This is a genomic window from Streptomyces sp. NPDC040545 (assembly GCF_055595065.1).
Genome location: NZ_JBVIWA010000017.1, coordinates 157,716 through 177,363, shown reverse-complemented (window position 1 = coordinate 177,363; position 19,648 = coordinate 157,716). Strand labels below are relative to the sequence as shown.

Annotated in this window: 13 protein-coding genes and 1 pseudogene; 10 read left to right on the top strand and 4 right to left on the bottom strand. The window is 74.1% G+C overall.

The genetic code is table 11. The features are described 5' to 3' along the window. The first annotated feature begins 102 nt into the window (after positions 1-102). Both ACZ573_RS28550 and ACZ573_RS28545 read left to right on the top strand, forming a co-directional pair. Positions 103-5,952: a WD40 domain-containing protein gene (locus tag ACZ573_RS28550; RefSeq protein ID WP_471309394.1), complete on the top strand. Its 5,850-nt coding sequence runs from the start codon at positions 103-105 to the stop codon at positions 5,950-5,952. Positions 5,953-5,984: 32 nt separating this feature from the next. After that, the gene (locus tag ACZ573_RS28545) at positions 5,985-6,902 is read left to right on the top strand and encodes an aminoglycoside phosphotransferase family protein (RefSeq protein ID WP_471309334.1); all 918 of its coding nucleotides are present in this window, start codon (positions 5,985-5,987) and stop codon (positions 6,900-6,902) included. Between the two features lie 17 nt (positions 6,903-6,919). On the opposite strand, the gene ACZ573_RS28540 is transcribed toward ACZ573_RS28545, so the two are convergent. Then, entirely contained in the window at positions 6,920-7,510 is a 591-nt protein-coding gene (locus ACZ573_RS28540) for an isochorismatase family protein (RefSeq protein ID WP_471309329.1), read from the bottom strand. 166 nt (positions 7,511-7,676) lie between these two features. On the opposite strand from ACZ573_RS28540, the gene ACZ573_RS28535 reads away from it, so the two are divergent. Next, positions 7,677-8,663, top strand: coding sequence for a GlxA family transcriptional regulator (locus ACZ573_RS28535; RefSeq protein ID WP_471309326.1), 987 nt, complete (start codon positions 7,677-7,679; stop codon positions 8,661-8,663). Positions 8,664-8,681: 18 nt separating this feature from the next. Here the strand turns inward: ACZ573_RS28535 and ACZ573_RS28530 are convergent, their stop codons facing one another. Beyond that, on the bottom strand, positions 8,682-9,440 hold the full coding sequence (locus tag ACZ573_RS28530) for an anti-sigma factor (RefSeq protein ID WP_471309324.1): 759 nt from the start codon (positions 9,438-9,440) through the stop codon (positions 8,682-8,684). Beyond that, positions 9,437-10,021, bottom strand: coding sequence for a sigma-70 family RNA polymerase sigma factor (locus ACZ573_RS28525; protein WP_301372762.1), 585 nt, complete (start codon positions 10,019-10,021; stop codon positions 9,437-9,439). Before ACZ573_RS28525 ends, ACZ573_RS28530 begins: the two co-directional genes overlap by 4 nt. Before the next feature lie 221 nt (positions 10,022-10,242). Between ACZ573_RS28525 and ACZ573_RS28520 the strand changes: the two genes are divergently transcribed. From ACZ573_RS28520 to ACZ573_RS28510, 3 genes are all read left to right on the top strand, one after another. Then, positions 10,243-10,881, top strand: a complete 639-nt coding sequence (locus ACZ573_RS28520) for a fasciclin domain-containing protein (protein WP_471309319.1) — start codon at positions 10,243-10,245, stop codon at positions 10,879-10,881. A 106-nt stretch (positions 10,882-10,987) separates the two neighbouring features. Further along, a complete protein-coding gene (locus ACZ573_RS28515) occupies positions 10,988-12,565 on the top strand; it encodes an SDR family oxidoreductase (protein WP_471309317.1) in 1,578 nt (525 codons plus the stop codon). 76 nt (positions 12,566-12,641) lie between these two features. Beyond that, positions 12,642-14,021, top strand: coding sequence for a cryptochrome/photolyase family protein (locus ACZ573_RS28510; RefSeq protein ID WP_471309315.1), 1,380 nt, complete (start codon positions 12,642-12,644; stop codon positions 14,019-14,021). A gap of 330 nt (positions 14,022-14,351) precedes the next feature. Here ACZ573_RS28510 and ACZ573_RS28505 read toward each other — a convergent pair whose 3' ends face one another. Then, positions 14,352-15,413, bottom strand: coding sequence for a MerR family transcriptional regulator (locus ACZ573_RS28505; protein ID WP_471309312.1), 1,062 nt, complete (start codon positions 15,411-15,413; stop codon positions 14,352-14,354). A gap of 107 nt (positions 15,414-15,520) precedes the next feature. Between ACZ573_RS28505 and ACZ573_RS28500 the strand changes: the two are divergent. The 4 genes and pseudogenes from ACZ573_RS28500 to ACZ573_RS28485 all read left to right on the top strand — a co-directional run. After that, a pseudogene (locus ACZ573_RS28500) lies at positions 15,521-16,099 on the top strand (sigma-70 family RNA polymerase sigma factor); the annotation flags it as partial. A 200-nt stretch (positions 16,100-16,299) separates the two neighbouring features. Further along, positions 16,300-17,535: an NAD(P)/FAD-dependent oxidoreductase gene (locus ACZ573_RS28495; RefSeq protein WP_471309307.1), complete on the top strand. Its 1,236-nt coding sequence runs from the start codon at positions 16,300-16,302 to the stop codon at positions 17,533-17,535. Next, complete coding sequence (locus ACZ573_RS28490) at positions 17,532-18,296, top strand: DUF1365 domain-containing protein (protein ID WP_471309304.1); 765 nt, start codon at positions 17,532-17,534, stop codon at positions 18,294-18,296. Before ACZ573_RS28495 ends, ACZ573_RS28490 begins: the two co-directional genes overlap by 4 nt. Continuing rightward, a complete protein-coding gene (locus tag ACZ573_RS28485; RefSeq protein WP_471309301.1) occupies positions 18,293-19,591 on the top strand; it encodes a class I SAM-dependent methyltransferase in 1,299 nt (432 codons plus the stop codon). The genes ACZ573_RS28490 and ACZ573_RS28485 overlap by 4 nt, the downstream gene beginning before the upstream one ends. Positions 19,592-19,648: the final 57 nt, after the last annotated feature.

Genomic DNA, 19,648 nt, shown 5'->3' with positions numbered 1-19,648 from the left:
ACAGGCCCGCCCGGGCGACGTCTCCGGCGGCCCGCACGGGATCGCCCCGCCCTTGACGGGACAAACCCGCCGCAGGGGGCACGGCCCTACGATGGACTCATGATGACGGACGGGCAATTCGGCGCTCCCGCAAGAGAGTTCGACTTCTTCATCAGTTACTCCCCGGCAGACGAACAATGGGCCGCATGGATCGCCTGGACCCTGGAGGAAGCCGGCTACCGCACGGTGGTGCAGGCCTGGGACTTCGTACCGGGAACCAACTTCATAGACTTCATGGACCGGGGGGTCAGCGAGTCCCTGGCGGTCATCGCCGTACTGTCCCGCCACTACGAGCGTTCCACCTACGGTCGCATGGAATGGCAGGCCGCGCTCCGGGCCTCGCCCGAGTCGCCCGAACGGAGGCTGCTGACCGTCCGGGTGGACGAGATCCCGATCGAGGGACTGCTCGCCACCATCACCTACGTCGACCTCGTCGGCGTGGCGGACATCGACGCGGCCCGCTCCCTGCTGCTGAACCGGGTCGGGCAGGCCGTCGACGGCCATGCCCGGCCGGGCCGCCGTCCCGGCTATCCGGGGAGCGGACCAGGACCCGTCCGCCACCCGGAGCAGCCCAATCCGGGCCGGCCGCAGCCGAGCGCGCTCGCCGGCCCCGGCTGGTCGGGGCGCCGGCGGCCGGCCCGGGCACCGCTCTACCCGCAGGCCGCCGCGGCCGGACACGGCGCCCAGGACACCGTGACCGTCCTGCACCTGGCCGGGCCCGACTTCGGGCGCGGCCGCGAACCCGACTCGCTCAGCCGGCAGATCCGCGGCGACCTCATCATGCTCAGGGACGCAGGAGCACCCGCCCCCGATCTGATGGTGGTCACCGGTGACCTCACCGCGTCCGGCAGCCCGCGCGAATGCGACCAGGCCCTCAGCTTCCTCACCGCGCTGCGGTCCCAGCTCGACCTGTCCCCCCAGCGGGTGATGGTGGTGCCGGGCGCGCAGGACGTGAACCAGGCCGCATCCCAGGCCTACTTCCACACCTGCGAGGCGGACGAGGTGGCACCGCAGCCCCCGTACTGGCCCAAATGGCGCCACTACACCCGGCTGTTCCGCGGCCTCTACCAGGGCCTGGACACCGTCTTCGACAGCGACCAGCCCTGGACCCTCTTCCCGGTGCCCGAACTGAGCACGGTCGTCGCCGGATTCAACTCCTCCATGGCCTACAGCCACCGCCCCGAGGAGCAGTACGGCTTCATCGGCCGCGACCAGGCCGCCTGGTTCGCCGAGGCCATGCGCCGGTACGAGGAGGAGGGCTGGCTGCGCATCGGCGCGCTCCGCCACCCGCTCACCGACGGCCGCCGCCCCGGTGACGCGGTCGGCGGCCCCGGCGGACTGCGGGACGCCGACACCTTCGCCCGGCTGGCCGCCCCGCGGCTGCACCTGCTGCTGCACGGGCCGACCGGCGGCCCGCGCACCACCACCTCCGCGCCCAGCCGGACCCAGCTCGCCGGGACTTCCGGGGCTTCCGCGGCTTCCGGGGGCGCCGGTGAGCTGCCCCTGTTCGGCTCCGCGGCCCCCGCCCGGTTCCAGCTGCTCCAGGTCGGCGCCGAGGGCGTGACCCGCTGGGACGACCGGATCACCTCCGCGTCCGAGACCTTCCCCGCCGCGTGGCGGCAGACCCGCCGGGTCTTCCCCGTACCGGAACTGCCCGCCGTCATCGAGGTCGAGCGGGCCGGCGGCCGGGCCCCCCTGGACGATCCGGCCGCCTCGCTCGCCGAACGGGTGAAGGAGATCTGCCGCGTGCGCCGGGAGGGCGTACGGCTGCGCGACGTCCCGCGCCGCGAACCGGGCGACATGGTGCAGATCATGGCCACCTGGCAGGAGCAGGAGGACGGCGTCGTCCAGCAGCAGCGCATAGCCGTCCACCCCGGGAGCCCCACCGAGGAAGAACTCGACCGCTTCATCGCCCAGGTGCACGCGACCGACACCGGCTCCGAGGCCGTCCTGGTGTACGCGGGCGAGGCCCCGGCCGGCGGGCTGCGCCGCCGGGCCGCCGCCCACGGCGTCCGGGTCCGGGTCCGCAGCTTCATCGAGTTCCAGGGCCTGCTCGACCTCCGGGGCTACGTCGCCGCGCAGACGGCCCGGCTCAGCAGCAGCGAGCAGTACGCCCCCGGCCTCTACCTCCCCCAGCGCTACCGCGACGCCGACCGCCCCGACGGCCAGGAACGTGACGGACTCGTCGAGGAGCTGCTGGAACTCCTGGAGTCCGATCACGGCCGGTTCGTCCTGCTCCTCGGCGACTTCGGACACGGCAAGACCTTCGCCCTGCGCGAGCTCGCCCGGCGCATCTGCGAACAGCTCCCGCACCTGACCCCGCTGCTGATCCCGCTCAATTCCCTCGACCGGGCGCACAGCCTCGAAGGCCTGGTCGCCGCCCACCTGGCCGGCCACGACGTCGACACCATCGACCTGCGGGCCCTGCGCTACATGCTCGCCCAGGGCCGCGTCGTCCTGCTCTTCGACGGCTTCGACGAACTGGTCAACCGGGTCAGCTACGACCGGGCCGCCGACCACCTCCAGGTCCTCCTCGACGCGGCCGTCGACCACGCCAAGATCGTCGTCAGCAGCCGCACCCAGCACTTCAAATCGCACGCCCAGGTCCTCACCGCGCTCGGCGAGCGCGTCGGCCTGCTCCCACAGCGCAGGATCCTGGCCGTCGAGGGCTTCACCCCCGCCCAGATCCGCTCCTACCTCGTACGCAGCTACGGCGACGAGCGCGCCGCCGACCACCGCTACCAGCTCCTGCGCAACATCCCCGACCTCCTGATGCTCTGCCGCAACCCCCGGCTGCTCTCCTTCGTCGCCGATCTGAGCCAGGACCAGCTGCGCGCGGTCGCCGGAGCGGGCCGGGCGCTCAGCCCCGCCCGGCTGTACGAGGACGTGTTCACCTCCTGGCTCGACCACGAGGAACGGCGCGGCCAGGGCGGGCCCGGCGCGCCGCCCGGGCTCACCATCGACCAGCTGTGGGCCGCGGTCACCGCGCTGGCCTGGCGGCTGTGGGAGAGCGGCCGCAGCGCCCTGCGGCTCGACGAGCTCACCGAGACCGTGGCCGACACCCTCAGCGAACTCACCGAGTCCCCGCTCACCCCCTCCGAACGCGCCCAGGCGGTCGGCGCGGGCAGCCTGCTGGTCCGCAGCGACGACGGGGTCTTCCAGTTCATCCACGGCTCCGTCATCGAATGGCTGGTGGCGCGGGAGGCCGCCCGCCAGCTCGCCCGCGGACAGCACACCCTGCTCCTCGCGCGCCCGCTCAGCCAGCTCGCCGTCGAGTTCTTCTGCGACCTCGCCGACCACGAGCAGTGCGCCCGCTGGGTGCGCGAGGTCCTCGACTCCCCGGGGCGCGCGGTCAGCGAGGCCGCCCGCGCCAACGCCGTCCGGATCTCCGACCGGCTCCGGGTACCGGCCAACGCCGACCTGCGCGGCGCCCGGCTGGCCGGTGAGGACCTCTCGCACCGTGACTTCTCCGGGGTCGACCTCACCGACGCCGATCTGACGGACGCCCGGCTGATCGGCGCCAACCTCTCCGGCGCGCTGCTGCGGGGCACCCGGCTGACCGGCGCCCGCCTCGACCGGGCCGACCTGAGCCGGGCCGACCTGACCGGCGCGAACCTCAGCCGGGCCCGGCTGACCCGGACCGATCTGCGGGGCGCCCTGCTGACCGGCAGCCGCTGGCACCGGGCCGCGCTCATCGACGTGACGATGGACGACGCGGTGCGGTCGGCCCCCGAGCTCGGGACCGCCGCGATCGCCCCCGGGATGCCCGTGGACGCCGGGTTCCGGCCCTCCGCCGTCGGGGTCCCGTACGGCTTCGGTGTGCGCACCAGCCGCCTCCCCGAACCCATCGCGTACAGCAGCGACGGCGAACTCCTCGCGGTCGGCAGCGAGGACGGCTCCGTCCTGGTCTGCGGCGCCGACGACGGCCGCGCCGTGCGCACCCTCCAGGGGCACGAAGGGCGCGTGTACGCCGTGAAGTTCCGGCCGGACGTCATCGCCACCGGCGGCTCCGACGGCGCCGTACGGCTCTGGGACCCGGTGACCGGGACGTGCCGGCACCACCTGCGGGTCCACCCCGACGGCGTGTGGCCGGTCTCCTTCGACGCAGGCGGCACCCTGCTCGCGACCGGCGACCGAGAGGGCCTGGTCACGGTCTGGGACACGGCCACCGGCGAGCCCGTGCACCGGATGCCGGGTCACACCGCGCCCGTCTACACCGCGGTCTACGGACCGGACGGCCTGCTGCTCACCGGGGACGCGAGCGCGAAGGTACGGCTCTGGGACCTGAACACCGGGCACTGCGTCCGGGAGCTCGACGGCCACCAGGGGGCCGTCTACCGCGCCCGGTTCAGCCCCGACGGGACCCTCTTCGCCACCGCCGACCGGGGCGCGCCCGGGCAGGGCGGCACGGTGCGGATCTGGCGTACGGCCGACGCGCGGCTGCTGCACGAGTTCACCGGACACACCGGCCGGGTGTACGTCCTCGACTTCCACCCCGACGGCAACCTCCTCGCCAGCGGCGACACCGACGGCCAGGTGCGGCTCTGGGACCCGGTGGTCGGCGCCCCCGCCGGAATCCTCGAACGGGGCACCGGAGCCGTCTACCAGGTGCTCTTCGGCGACCACGGCAAGCTCCTCGCCGCCTGCGACAGCAACGGCGCGGTCCGGCTGTGGACGGTCACCGGGCGCCCCCACGGCTACACGATCGCCCTCCATCCCCAGCAGCCGACCGAGCACCGCGGCACGGCCTGGGCGTGCGCCTTCCGGCCCGGCGACAGCCAGCTGCTCACCGTCGGCAACGACGGCGGCGCGCAGATCTGGGACGCGGCCACCGGCCAGGGCAAGCGCATCCTGCGCGGCCACGGCCGCAGGATCAGCGGTGTCGCCTTCAGCGCGGACGGCACGCAGCTGGCCACCGCCGGGAACGACGGGGTCGTACGGCTGTGGGAGACGCGCACGGGCCGGCGTACGGAAGAGCTCACCGGGCGCGGAGACCGGCTGGTCTCGGCGGCCTTCAGCCCCCTCGAACCCATCCTGGCCACGGCCAGCAACGACGGTGACATGTACCTCTGGAACCCGGTGGGCGGCGAGTACCTGCGGGAGCTCGACGCCGAGACCGAGCACGTCTGGGCGGAATCCTTCAACGCCGACGGGACCCTGCTGGCCACCGCCAACGACGACGATTCCGTCCGCGTCTGGTTCCGCCCCACGGGTTCCCCCGTGTCGACACTGGCCGAGCACCGGGGCCGGGTCCGCTCGATCGCCTTCCGCCCGGACGCCGACGTACTGGCCACCGGCTGCGACGACAGTTTCGTACGGGTGTGGGATGCCAGGAGCGGAGGTCTCCTGGAGCAGCTCGGCGGGCATGCCGACCGGGTGTACGGCGTCGCGTACGGCCCGGGGAGCGCCTGGCTCGCCAGCGCGAGCTGGGACGGTACGGCCATCGTCTGGCGGGACGGGCAGGCGGACCGGCGCCTGCGCGGACGCGGCGGCAGGCTGTGGACGGTGGCCGCCCACCCGAGCCGCCCGCTGCTGGCCACCGGCGGCGACGACCGGGCCGTCGGCCTGTGGGACGCGGAGACGGGCGAGCACCTCACCGACCTCGTCGGCCACACCGGCCGGGTGCTCTCGCTCGCCTTCTCCCCGGACGGCACGACCCTGGCGAGCGGCGCCGAGGACGGCACCGTACGGCTCTGGAACGTCCCGGCGGACGGGGAACCGCCGTCCCTGCGTGCGACGCTGATGGGCATGACGGGCGGCTGGGCGGCGCTGACACCGGCCGGCGGGTACAAGTACGAGGGCGATGTGGCCGGTGAGTTCTGGCACGTCGTGGGCATGTCCCGGTTCACCCCGGGGGAGCTCGACGAGTACCTGCCGGGCATCCACCGGCTGCCGCTCGGCGAGGAGCTCTGACGCCCTGACGGCCTCCGCTACGGTTGGTCCGCATGACGCACACCGAAGCAGAGGTCACCGCGGAGCTGGTCCGGGACCTGTTACGCGATCAGCACCCCGATCTGGCGGACCGCCCCGTGCGGTTCGGCGCCCGGGGCTGGGACAACCAGCTGTGGCGGCTCGGGGAGGACCTCGCCGTCCGGCTGCCTTGGGCGACGCCGTCCGCGGACGCGCTGCTGCGCAAGGAGCACGCCTGGCTGCCCGCCCTCGCCCCGGCCCTGCCGCTGCCCGTTCCCGTCCCGCAGCGCATCGGCGAGCCCTCCGAGCGGTTCCCGCGCCCCTGGATCGTCACCACCTGGGTGCCCGGTGAGCCCGCCGACCGCGCCCCGGCCACGAACGCCGCCGACGCGGCCGAGGGGCTGGCCGCCTTCCTGACGGCTCTTCACCGGCCTGCCCCCGACGGGGCACCCGCCGGCAACTACGGCCGCGGGGGGCCGCTGGCGGCGATCGCCGGCGGGGTCGCCGAGGGGCTGGCCTCGGCCACCGAGCTGGGGCTGATCCCCGATCCGGACGCCGTCCGCGCGGTCTGGGAGGACGCCGTCGCCGCGCCCGTCTGGGCGGGCCCGGCGCTGTGGCTCCACGGAGACCTCCATCCGGCGAACGTCCTGACCGCCGACGGCTCCTTCTGCGGTGTGATCGACTTCGGTGATCTCTGCGCGGGCGATCCGGCCTGCGACCTGGCCGCCCCCTGGATCCTGCTGCCCGACGGCGCCGCCGACCGCTTCCACGCCGCCTACCGGCCGGCCCCGGACGAGGCGACCCTGCGCCGCGCCCGCGGCTGGGCCGTGCAGCGCGCCCTCGGCGGCATCCTGATCGGCGAAGCCGGCGTCCGTGGCCGCCCGGGCGGCAAGCCCACCTGGGGCCCACCCGCCCAGGCCGCACTGCGACGCCTCGTGGCGACCGCGGGCTGACCGGCCCGGCCGCCGGCTCAGCCGAGGGAGGAGACGGACGGGACGACGACCCCGTAGAGATCGGCGATCGTGGCCAGCGCGGAGTGGTGGAGCTGCTCGGCTGACACCTCGGCGACCGCCGTCCGCAGCGGCCGGGTCGCGCAGGCGTCCGCGACGACCGTGGGCCGGTTGCCCCGCAGGAACGCGCCTTCCGCAGTGAAGGTGACGCACATGTGGGTCATGAACCCGGCGAGGATGACGTCCTTGTGGCCGGCGGCGTCCACGTGGTCGCCGAGGTCCGTGTCGACGAAGGCGTTGGGGACCGTCTTGACGACCACGGGTTCGCCTTCGACGGGAGCCACCCGGGGGTGGATCCGGCCGATCTCGGCCCGGATGTCGTACGGGCTTCCCTCGCCGCCGTCGTTGATCACGTGGATGACCTTCGCCCCGGCCTCACGGGCCCGGGCCAGCAGCGCGGCGGCGGCGTCGAGGGCGGCCTCCCATCCCGTCAGCTCCATCACGCCCCGGGTGTAGGTGTTCTGGCAGTCGATCAGGATCAGCGTCGCTCCGGCCGGTGACGCCGGGCTCTGATCGAGGCCGCTCAGATCGCGCAGGGTCGTCTTGGACATGGAAATACCCTCCTGGGGTGTCACGTCGAGAGGTGCCGGCCGCGGAGCGGCGGCCGTGCTCTCCACGCTAGGACCCACCCCGGATGTCGGCAATGTCATCCAACCCGCAGAAACCGACATACGGTGGGTCCTGACACGGCCGTCGTCGTACCGAACGGAGACCCCCTTGAGCACCGTCGGACGGTTCATCGTCGTCGTCCTCTTCGACGGCGTCGACCTGCTGGACGTCACCGGACCTCCCGAGGTGTTCGCCCTGCTGCAGCGGGAGCTGGGCGAGGCGTCGGGATACCGCGTGGCCCTGGCCGCCGAGACCATGGACCCCGTCACCACCTCCGCCGGGGTCCGGATCCTCCCCGACACCACCTTCCAGGAGGTGGCGGGGCGGAGCATCGACACCCTGCTGGTGCCCGGGTCGGTGGAGGTCGACGGCCGGGGCCGGGTCCGCGCCCTCGCCGACCCCGCCGTGGTCGACCGGGTGCGGACCCTCGCGGCCACGGCCCGGCGCGTCGCATCCGTCTGCGTGGGCGCGCACATCCTCGCGGACGCCGGGCTGCTGGACGGCAGGCGCGCCACCACCCACTGGTCGACCGCCCGCCAACTCGCCGACGAGCACCCCTCGATCGAGGTCGACGCCGATCCGATCTTCATCCGCGACCAGGACGTGTGGACCGGCGCCGGGATCAGCGCCTGCCTCGACCTCTCGCTGGCCCTCGTCGCCGACGACTTCGGCGAGGCCGCCGCCCTGCGCGTCGCCCGCCAGCTGGTGATGTACCTGAAACGGCCCGGCGGGCAGAGCCAGTTCAGCGTCCCGCTCGAGCCGGTGTCGACGACCCGCCGCATCGAGGACCTCCGCCACTACGTCATGCGGAACATCGCCGAGGAGCTGACCGTCGCCGACCTCGCCGAACAGGCGCACGTCGGCGAACGGCAGCTCACCCGGATCTTCAAGACGGAACTGGGGACGACCCCGGCCGCCTACATCGAATCGGCCCGCGTCGAAGTGGCCCGCAACCGGCTGGAGTCCACGGACGACACCCTCGAACGCGTCGCGACCGTCTGCGGCTTCAACACGACCGACACCCTCGTCCGTGCCTTCCGCCGCAAGCTCGACACGACGCCGACGGAGTACCGCAACCGCTTCCGGGCGTCCTGAGGGCTGCCCGTACCCGGCTCAGACCGTCGGGAAGGCCAGCAGGGCCACCGGAGCCGAGGTCGGCCGCGGTGAGCCGCCGGCCGGTTCGACGGTGACGCCCATCCCCGACGCCGCGTTGACCGGGCCGTCGAGCAGGGTGGCCGTCGCCGGGGTACCGGTGTCCATCAGCCCCGCCGAACGCATCTTCCCGCCGCCGTCGTCGTACCAGAGCTGGTACACCTTGCCGCCGGGCGGCGCCGGCATGCCGGAGGCCGCGAACACGGCCTGGTTGCGGGAGGCCGAGACGACCACCGTGCCCACCGCTCCGCCCCGCAGCGGCGCCGTGGACACCCGGGCGTCGGTGGCCGCGAGCACCGCGCCGACCGCGTCGTTGGTGAGACGGGCCTGCTGCGCCTGCTGCCGGGCGTCCTCGGCCTGTTCGTACTGGGACACCGCGACCCCGCCGAGCGCCACGGCCGCCGCGATGCAGGCCGCCAGGGCCCAGTTCGACACCGGCCGCCAGCGGGGCCGTACGTGGCCGCCGCGTCCGGACTTCACCGTCGAGGGCCCTTCCTGGCGTACTGTCGCGATCTGTCGCATCACCGCGTCCCGCAGCGCGGGACTCGGCGGCGCCGCCACGGCGAGCCCGAGGCGCGTGACGGTCTCGGAGAACTCCCGGACCTCCAGCGAGCAGGACATGCAGTCGGAGAGGTGCCGCTCGACGGCGGTCCGTTCGTCCGGTTCCAGGGCGTCGAGCACGTACGCGCCCGTCAACGTGTGCGGATCCGCGGTGTTCACACGCCCACCCCCAGGCAGTCACGAAGCCGGATGAGCCCGTCGCGCAGCCGTGTCTTCACCGTACCCAACGGCAGGGCCAGCAACTCCGCGACCTCCCGGTGGGTCAGACCACGGTAGTACGCCAGGGTGACCGACTGCCGCTGCAGTTCACTCAGCCCGTTCAGACAGCGCCGTACCTGCTCGCGCTCCAGCCGGCTCTCCACCTGCTCCACCACCTCGTCGTAGGCCGTGGTGTGGTCCAGCAGCGCCGCCCGCTTCTCACGGTTGGTCGACGCCTGCGCGGAACGCACCCGGTCGACGGCCCGGCGGTGGGCCAGGGTCAGCACCCAGTTCATCACCGACCCCCGTGACGGCTGGTAGCGGGCGGCGGTCCGCCAGAGCTCGACCAGTACTTCCTGGGCGACCTCCTCGGACTGGGCCGGGTCCCGCAGCACGGTCCGTACGAGGCCCAGCACGGGGCCCGACACCGCCTCGAAGACGGCCGTGAACGCCTGCTGATCACCGCGGGCCACCCGGCCCATCAGTTCCGGCAGGTCGGGAGCGGCCGACGGATGCCGGCCTATGCGCACGTTCTCTCTCACCGGGGAGGTCCTCCAGGAGTACTCGGTTGCACAGCTCATTCGGAGCCGAGGGGCAGGTGGATGGGTCGCGGCGGACAGGGCCTTCGGCAGCCCGGGAACACGGCTCGACAGCTTGTGCGGGTCGCCGTCCGTTCGGGTGAGGGGGCCATCCGGATGAGGGCCGGTGCCGAATAGGCGGCGTGACTCACCGATGGGTGGGTCCCGTAGACGCAGGAGAGACCATGAGCATTCACACCTTCCGCCGTGCCGCCCTCGCCGTGACCGCCGCAGTGCTGCTTCCGCTGGCACTGTCCGCCTGTTCGGAGGAGAGTACGAGCAATCAGGGAGCCGCCGCGCCCGACGCGGTCTCTTCACCCCAGCCGATCGGTGAGATCGAAGCGGGCGCGGGCGGTCCGTTCGGCCCCGCGTGTGCCTCGGTGCCCAAGAGCGGCGCGGGCTCCTTCGACGGTATGGCGCAGGACCCGGTGGCCACCGCCGCCTCGAACAACCCGGCGCTGTCGACGCTGGTCACGGCCGTGAAGAAGGCCGGCCTGGTGGACACGCTGAACAATGCCCAGAACATCACGGTGTTCGCGCCGACCAACGACGCGTTCGCGAAGATCCCGAAGGCGGATCTGGACAAGGTCCTGGCGGACAAGGCGACCCTGACCAAGATCCTCACTTACCACGTGGTGGGCGAGAAGCTCACCCCGCAGCAACTGGGGAGCGGCTCCTTCCAGACCCTCCAGAAGGGAATGATCACCACCAAGGGCTCGGGCACCGCCTACCAGGTGAACAACTCCTCCAAGGTGGTCTGCGGCAACGTCCCCACCGCCAATGCCACCGTCTACATCGTCGACACGGTCCTCATGCCGAAGTAGGCGCGCTCCGGACGATCAGCTCGTGGGCGGCGGTCCGTGCATCCAGCCGGACCGTGCCCCTGGAAGTACTCCGGGAGCACCCGCGACACCCGATCGGAGCAACTCCATGACGGACGCACAAGGACCCTCGGCCCCGGCCACACGGTGCCTGGTCACCGGAGCCACCGGCTACATCGGCGGCCGGCTCGTCCCCGAGCTCATCACCGCTGGCCACCGGGTGCGCTGCCTCGCCCGCACCCCGGAGAAACTGCGCGACCATCCCTGGGCCGGCCAGGTGGAGATCGTCCGCGGCGACGTCACCGACGCCGCGTCGCTCGCCCCCGCCCTGCGGGACGTGGACGTCGCCTACTACCTCGTGCACGCCCTCGGCACCGGGCGCGGCTTCGAGGACACCGACCGCCTCGCCGCACGCAACTTCGCCGAGCAGGCCCGCGCCGCCGGCGTCCGCCGCATCGTCTACCTGGGCGGACTCACCCCGAGCGGGGTTCCCGACCGGGACCTCTCGCCCCATCTGCGCTCCCGCGCCGAGGTCGGGCGCATCCTCCTGGACTCCGGGGTCCCCACCACGGTGCTGCGCGCCGCCGTCATCATCGGCTCCGGCTCGGCCTCCTTCGAGATGCTCCGCTACCTGACCGAGCGGCTGCCCGTGATGGTCACCCCCAGCTGGGTGCGCACCCGTATCCAGCCCATCGCCGTCCGCGACGTCCTGCGCTACCTGGTCGGCAGCGCCCGCATGCCCGCCGAGGTCAGCCGCGCCTTCGACATCGGCGGCCCCGACGTCCTCACCTACCTCGACATGATGCGCCGCTACGCCCGGGTCGACGGGCTGCCCCAGCGGCTCATCCTGCCCGTACCGGTCCTCACCCCGAGGCTCTCCAGCCACTGGGTCGGCCTGGTCACCCCGGTGCCCCGCGCCATCGCCCGCCCCCTCGCGGAGTCCCTCAAGTACGAGGTCGTCTGCGACGAGCACGACATCGCCACCTGGGTGCCCGACCCGCCCGGTGCCCCCCTCGACTTCGACACGGCCCTCACCTACGCCCTCCAGAAGGTCCGCGACGCCCAGGTCCTCACCCGCTGGTCCTCCGCCTCCGTGCCCGGCGCGCCGAGCGACCCGCTGCCCACCGACCCCGACTGGGCCGGCGGCAGCCTCTACTCCGATGTGCGCGAACGCACCGTCGAAGCCTCGCCGCAGGCCCTGTGGCGGGTCGTGGAGGGGATCGGCGGGGAGAACGGCTGGTACTCCTTCCCCCTCGCCTGGGCCGTCCGCGGCTGGTTCGACCGGCTCGTCGGGGGCGTCGGACTGCGCCGGGGCCGCCGGGACGCCGCACACCTGCGGGTCGGCGACTCCCTGGACTTCTGGCGGGTCGAGGAGATCGAACGCGGCCGGCTGCTCAGGCTCCGCGCCGAGATGCGGCTGCCCGGCCTCGCCTGGCTGGAGATGTACGCCGAGCAGGACGGTGACGGCCGCACCCGGTACCGGCAGCGGGCGCTCTTCCACCCGCGCGGCCTGGCCGGTCACCTGTACTGGTGGAGCGTCTCGCCGTTCCACGCCGTCGTCTTCGGGGGCATGGCCCGCAACATCGCGCGCACGGCGGAGGCGGGTGAGGACCGCGACCCGGCCGCATCCGCCGGATCCGCATCCCCCGCGTCCGCTGCATCCGCCGGGGCCGCGCGCGCCGAATGACGGGCAAGGCCAGCCCAGCGACCACCGCGCGGCACCTCCAGCGTCCGCCCGGTGGCCCGATGCCAGGAGCACCACCATGAACGTCTCGGTCGTCCTGTTCACCTCGGACCTCCGCGTCCACGACCATCCGCCGCTGCGCGCCGCGCTGGGCCAGGGGAACGAGACCGTTCCGCTCTTCGTCCGCGACCCGGCGGTGGACCGCGCCGGCTTCGCGGCGCCCAACCGGCTCGCCTTCCTCGCGGACTGCCTGGCCGGACTCGACTCCGGGCTGCGCGAGCGCGGCGGCCGCCTCGTGGTGCGCTCGGGGGACCCCGTCGCCGAGGTGTGCGCCGTCGTACGGCAGGCCGACGCCGACGAGGTGCACATGGCGGCCGGGTGCAGCGCCTTCGCCCTGCACCGCGAGCAGCGGCTGCGCAGCGCCCTGGAGGCCGACGGGCGGCGCCTGTACGTCCACGACGGCGTGGTCACCGCCCTGCCCGCCGGCGCCGTGACCCCGAGCGGATCCGATCACTTCGCCGTCTTCACCCCGTACTTCAGGCGCTGGTCGGGCGAGCGGCTGCGCGAGCCGCTCGCGCCGCCGCGGGAGGTCCGGGTGCCCGGCGCCATCCGCTCCGAGGCGCTCCCGTCCCGCGCCGCCGTCGCATCCGTCTCGGCGGGCCTGGCCACCGGGGGCGAGCGGGAGGGCAGGCAGCGGCTCACGGACTGGCTGGGGGAGTACGCCGACGGGTACGAGGAAGGCCACGACGACCTCCCCGGCGACGCCACCTCCCGCCTCTCCCCGTACATCCACTTCGGTGCGGTCTCGGCGGCCGAGGCCGTGCACCGGGCGCGGTCCCGGGGCGGGGCGGGCGCCGAGGCCTTCGTACGGCAGCTCTGCTGGCGCGACTTCCAGTACCAGCTCCTCGCCGCCCGCCCCGGCGCCGCCGCCCGGGACTACCGCACCCGGGACGACCGCTGGCGGCGCGGCAAGGCGGCCGAGGCCGACCTGCTGGCCTGGAAGGAGGGCCGCACCGGCTATCCCGTGGTGGACGCGGCCATGCGGCAACTCGCACATGAGGGCTGGATGCCGGGCCGGGGCCGGCTGCTCGCCGCGTCCTTCCTGACCAAGACGCTCTACATCGACTGGCGCGCCGGAGCCCGCCACTTCCTCGACCTGCTGGTCGACGGCGACGTGGCCAACAACCAGCTCAACTGGCAGTGGGTGGCCGGTACCGGCACCGACAGCCGCCCCAACCGGGTGCTCAACCCGGTGATCCAGGGCAAGCGGTACGATCCCGACGGCGCGTACGTACGCCGCTGGGTCCCGGAACTCGCCGGCCTGCCGGGCTCTTCGGTCCACGAGCCCTGGCGGCTGGCCGGCCTGGAACGGGCCCGGTACGACTACCCGGATCCCCTGGTCGGGCTCCCGGAAGGGCTCGCCCGCTTCCGGCGGGCCCGCGGCAAGGACGGCCCGTGACCCCATCGGCTGTCGGCGGTCACAGGTGGGTGCCAGACTGGACGGGTATTCGGAAGACGCCTGGTCCGGGCCCGCCGCGCGCCCGGAGGCCGGCCTGAAGCCCGGCCCGTCGGCGGTGCTCCCGCAGGCCGCCCGGTTCACGCGGGTGTGCGCCTACGACCGCCCCGGTACGAGACCCGGCTGGACGGTGCGCCGAACGGCTCGACGCCGGTCACCCGGCCCACCACGGCGGCAGCGGGCGAGGGACCTGCGGGCAGCGCTCGCCGCGGCCGGTGAGCACCCGCCGTACGGACTGGTCGGCGCCTCGGGGGGCGAGCAGGCCCGTGCCGGTCAGGAGCGGTGAGCGGCCGCACCGCCTCCGCCTCCTCCTGCCGCGGCGGTCGTCGCCGCCTCGCACAGTCCGCGCAGCAGGCCCAGCGCCTCCCGCAGCCCGCCGGGGCGCAGCATGCCCGGGGCGGGTACGGGCCCCGCCCAGCCGGGGCCCGCCAGGAGGACCGTGGTCCGGGCGCGGGCGCCCTTGACCCCCCAGGTGGTGTCGGCGACGTGCCGGGCCAGGGCGTGGTGCGCGGTGGAGCGGGCCTGGGCCCACAGCACGACCGCGACCGGCCCCGTCCGGCGCACGGCCTGGTCGAGCGCCTCGGGCGGGACCGCCGCCCCGAACATCCGGGCGGGCAGGCTCAGTTCGGCGAGACCGGCGGCGAGCGCCTCCAGCGGGAGCGTGTGCTGCTCGCCCGGTACGCACGCCAGCAGGATCGGGGGAGCGCTCGCCCGGGGCCCGGACAGCGCCCCGATGCTCACGCGGCGCAGCGCGGTGGAGACGTGCCAGGAGAGCAGGTGCTCGACCTCGACGTACTGGTCGCCCGAGGTCTCCCACTTGCGCCCCACGGCGTGCAGGGTCGGCACCATCACCTCCTCCCAGGTGGTGACCAGGCCGTACTCGCCGATCAGGGAGCCGAGCATCTCGTCCATGGTCGGTGAATCGAGGCGGACGGCGGCCCGGCCCAGCCCCCGGCACTCCTGACGCACGTCGCCGAGCGGCAGGCCGTTGCCCGATCCCGGCTGGCGGCCCGGTGCGGCGGGGGCGGAAGCGGGCACGAGGGGCGCCGGACCGGCGCGGGCGGCGCGCGCGGCGCGCGCCGCCTCCGCGGGCGGCACCCCCGACGCGGTCAGGCGGCACATCTCCTGCAGGACGGCGATGTCCCCGGAGGTCCACCGCCGGTGCCTGCCGTCCTCACGGGCGGCCGGCCCGATGCCGTACCGCCGGTCCCAGGAGCGCAGTGTCGTCGGGGCGACCCCCAGCCGGCGGGCCACGGCTCCGGTGGTGACACCGTGCGCGGGCTCGGCGGCCTCGGCCGGCCCGGCGGCCTCGCCGGGCTGTGCGGGCTCGTTCATGCATCCATCATGCGACGCACAATCGATGCGAGTGGAATCGATGCGCGGGCGGGGCGGAATCTGGACGGGAACCCGGTCCCGCGTCCCGGCCACGAGGAGCAGTCGCCATGAGCGCACCGAGCGTCACCGTCCGGCCGTCCCCCGCGACCGCGGACCGGGAGCGGCTCCTCGACCACGAGGTCGCCGACGGTTTCGTACGCGGCGACGAGCGGTGCCTGAGCGCCGCGTACCGGCGCTGGGGCGGGCTCGTCCTCACCCTGGCGGCCCGCACCCTCGGCGATTCCAGGGAGGCCGAGGACGTCAGCCAGCAGGTCTTCCTGGCCGCCTGGCAGGGCCGCGCCAGCTACCGGCCCGAGCGCGGACCGTTCCCCGGCTGGCTGGTCGGCATCACCCGGCGGAAGATCGCCGACGCGCTCACGGCCCGTACCCGCCGGCTCGACCTGGCCGCCGCGGCCGGCGCCGCCCTGCCGCCCACGGGCGAGCCGGCGGCGGGCCCGGAAACCGTCCTGGACCGGCTCCTCGTCACCGGCGAACTGGCGAAACTGCCCCGCGCACAGCGGGAGGTGCTGGCCATGGCCTTCTACGCGGACCTGACCCAGGCCCAGATCGCGGAGCGCACCGGGCTGCCGCTCGGCACCGTCAAGAGCCACGCCCGCCGGGGGCTGCACCGGATGCGCCACTGCCTCGGCGGCGAGGCCCGCGGTGGCGGCAGCACCGGCGGCAGCGCCGGTGGAGGTGGTGGAGCCGGCCGGTCCCCGACAGCCGTCGAAACAAGATCCCATCCGCCGGCCGTCCGGCACCGAAGTACCCGTGAAACGCCCGGCACCGGCCGTGCGGGGCAGGCGAGCGCGAGGGGTTGAGTGACGTGGACCGGAGGAGAGTCGCTGTGGTGGGCGGAGGCGTGGCCGGGCTGACGGCCGCCCACATCCTGCAACGCACGTACGACGTGGTGCTGTACGAGGCGGACGACCGCCTCGGAGGCCACGCCCACACCCATGAACTGCCCACCGAGGACGCGGGAACGGTCCACGTGGACAGCGGATTCATCGTGCACAACGAGCGCACCTACCCGCACCTGCTGCGGCTGTTCCGCGAACTCGGCGTCACCACCCAGGAATCCGAGATGAGCATGTCCGTCCGGTGCGACGGCTGCGGCCTGGAGTACGCGGGCGCCCGGGGCGCGGCCGGACTGCTCGGCGGAGGCAACTGGCTGCGCGGACGCCACCTGCGCATGCTCACCGAGGTCCCGCGCTTCCACCGCGCCGCCCGGCAGCTGCTCGCCTCCCCCGACACCGGGCAGACCCTGGGGGAGTTCCTCGACCGGCGCGGCTTCTCCCGTTACTTCGTCGGACACTTCGCCATCCCGCTCGTCGCGGCCGTCTGGTCGTGCGCACCGGACACCGCCCTCCAGTACCCCGCCCGGTACCTCTTCCGCTTCCTGGCCCACCACGGACTGCTGTCCGTCAAGGGATCCCCGCAGTGGCGTACGGTCACGGGCGGTTCGGCGAGCTACGTGGCCAAGGCCGCCAAGCACCTGACCTCCGTCCGCACCTCGACCCCGGTCCGGGCCGTCGTGCGCGCCGCCGACCACGCGCGCGTGCTCACCCCGGACGGCGACTCGACCCCGTACGCGGCCGTGGTCGTCGCCGTCCACCCCGACCAGGCGCTGCGCCTGCTGGCCGATCCGACCGAGGACGAGATCCGGATCCTCGGCGCGTTCACCTACTCCCGCAATCCCACCGTGCTGCACCGCGACACCTCGCTGCTGCCGCGCTCCGCGCACGCGCGCGCCTCGTGGAACTACTGGCTCCCCTCCTGCTCGGCCCGGCCCGAGACCGTCCAGGTCAGCTACGACATGAACCGGCTCCAGCGGCTGCCCACCGCCGAGCCGCACATCGTCACCCTCAACGCCCGCGGCCGGGTCGACCCCTTCGACGTGATCGCCCGCATGGTGTACGAACACCCCGTCTACACCCCGCAGTCCGTCGCCGCGCAGCAGGAACTGCCCCGGCTGAACACGTCCGTGACCGCCTTCGCCGGTGCCTACCACGGCTGGGGCTTCCACGAGGACGGCTGCCTCTCCGGCGTCGCCGCCGCCGAGGCCCTGGGGGTGAGGTGGTGAACGACAGCCCCGCGGGGCGGGCCGTCCCGCCCCGCGTACCGGCCCTGTACGAGTGCACGGTCGCCCACGCCCGCACCACCCCCGTCCGCCACGCCTTCCAGCAGCGCACCTACCTGTGGCTCATCGACATCGACGAGCCGCCCCGCATCCCCCGGGCGCTGCGCCCGCTGGCCCGGTTCGACCCCCGGGACCACTTCGGCGGCCGGGCACCCACCCTGCGCGCGGGCCTGGAGGCGCAGCTGTCCGCCCACGGCGTGAAGAACGCGGACGGGCACGTCCTGATGCTCGCCCACGCCCGGGTCCTCGGGCACGTCTTCAACCCGCTGACCCTCTACTGGTGCCACGACCGCGCCGGTACCCCGGTCTGCGTCGTCGCCGAGGTCCACAACACCTACGGCGAGCGCCACTGCTACCTGCTGCGCCCCGGCGCCGACGGACTGACCGACGTCCCGAAGGACTTCTACGTCTCGCCGTTCTTCGCGGTCGAGGGCTTCTACCGGATGCGGCTGCCCGTCCCCGGCGACCGGCTCGACCTGACCGTGCAACTGCGCCAGGACGACGGAACCTGCCCCTTCACCGCGACCGTGACGGGCCGCCACCGCCCGGCCGGCGCCCGCGCCCTGCTCGGCGCCGCCCTGCGCCACCCCTTCTCCACCGCCCGGGTCTCCGCCGGCATCCGCTTCCACGGCATCCGCCTCTTCCTCCGCGGCCTCCCGGTCCGCCCCCGTCCCGTCCGTCCCACGCAGGAAGGCACCTTGTGACCGTCTCGTACCTCCCGGCCCGCGAGAGCGCGCCCGCACCCGTCGACCCGGCGCGCTGGCCCGACGTGGCCCGGCCGCCCCGCGCCTCGGCCCTGCGTACCGCCGTCGCCGAGCGGATCATCGGCCGCGCCCTCGCCCGGCTCCCGCTGCGGGTCCGGCACGGGGGCGGAGAGCCGCCCGCCTACCGGGTCCCCCGGCAGGCGGGAGCGCTGCCCACCCTCACCCTCCACGACCCCGAGGCCTTCCACCGCAGGATCGGCGCGGACGGCCTGATCGGCTTCGGCGAGTCGTACATGGCCGGGGAATGGGACAGCGACGACCTGGTCGGAGCGCTGACCGTGCTCGCCACCCACGTGGACGACCTGGTGCCGGCGCCGCTGCGCCGACTGCGCGAAGCCTGGGTGCGCGGGCGCCCGGAGCAGCAGCGCAACACCCCCGAGGGGGCGAGGGAGAACATCCACCGCCACTACGACCTGTCCAACGAACTGTTCACCCTGTTCCTCGACCGGAGCATGAGCTACTCCTCGGCGGTCTTCGCCGCCTTCCCCGCGTCACCCGCCACTTTCACCGCCGCCCAGCACCGCAAGATCGACCGGCTCCTCGACCTCGCGGACGTCGGACCGGGCACCCGGCTGCTGGAGATCGGCACCGGCTGGGGCGAGCTGGCGATCCGGGCCGCCTCCCGGGGCGCCGACGTGCTGACCGTGACGCTCTCCGCCGAGCAGCGCGACCTGGCCCGAGAACGCATCGCCGCGGCCGGCCTCGGCGACCGCGTCACCGTCGAACTGCGCGACTACCGGCACGTCGAAGGCGCCTTCGACGCCGTCGTCAGCGTCGAGATGATCGAAGCGGTCGGCGCCGAGTACTGGGCCACCTACTTCGCCGCCCTGCGCCGGCTCCTCGCCCCCGGCGGCCGCGTCGCCCTCCAGGCCATCACCATGCCGCACGAGCGCATGCTCCTCACCGCCCGCACACACACCTGGATCAGCAAGTACATCTTCCCCGGCGGCCTCATCCCCTCCCGTGAGGCGATCGCCCGCGCGAGCGCGGCGGCCGGGCTGAGCACCGTGGCGGACGACGGCTTCGGCGACCACTACGCGGAGACGCTGCGGCTGTGGCGCGAGGAATTCGACCGCCGGGCCGACTCCGTCTCCGCCCTCGGCTTCGACCGCACCTTCCACCGCATGTGGGAGCTCTACCTCGCCTACTCCGAGGCCGGGTTCCGCTCGCGCTACCTGGACGTACGCCAACTCCTGCTCACCGCCGACCGGCACGGGCCAGGGGAGCCCCGATGACCGTCGCGACCCAGGCCCAGGCCCTGGCGACCGGCGTCGACGGGGGCGCGCTGTCCG

Coding starts and splice junctions, on each gene's coding strand:
- ACZ573_RS28550 (WP_471309394.1), top strand. CDS start 103: ATGACGGACGGGCAATTCGGCGCTCCCGCAAGAGAGTTCGACTTCTTC.
- ACZ573_RS28545 (WP_471309334.1), top strand. CDS start 5,985: ATGACGCACACCGAAGCAGAGGTCACCGCGGAGCTGGTCCGGGACCTG.
- ACZ573_RS28540 (WP_471309329.1), bottom strand. CDS start 7,510: ATGTCCAAGACGACCCTGCGCGATCTGAGCGGCCTCGATCAGAGCCCG.
- ACZ573_RS28520 (WP_471309319.1), top strand. CDS start 10,243: ATGAGCATTCACACCTTCCGCCGTGCCGCCCTCGCCGTGACCGCCGCA.
- ACZ573_RS28515 (WP_471309317.1), top strand. CDS start 10,988: ATGACGGACGCACAAGGACCCTCGGCCCCGGCCACACGGTGCCTGGTC.
- ACZ573_RS28510 (WP_471309315.1), top strand. CDS start 12,642: ATGAACGTCTCGGTCGTCCTGTTCACCTCGGACCTCCGCGTCCACGAC.
- ACZ573_RS28505 (WP_471309312.1), bottom strand. CDS start 15,413: ATGAACGAGCCCGCACAGCCCGGCGAGGCCGCCGGGCCGGCCGAGGCC.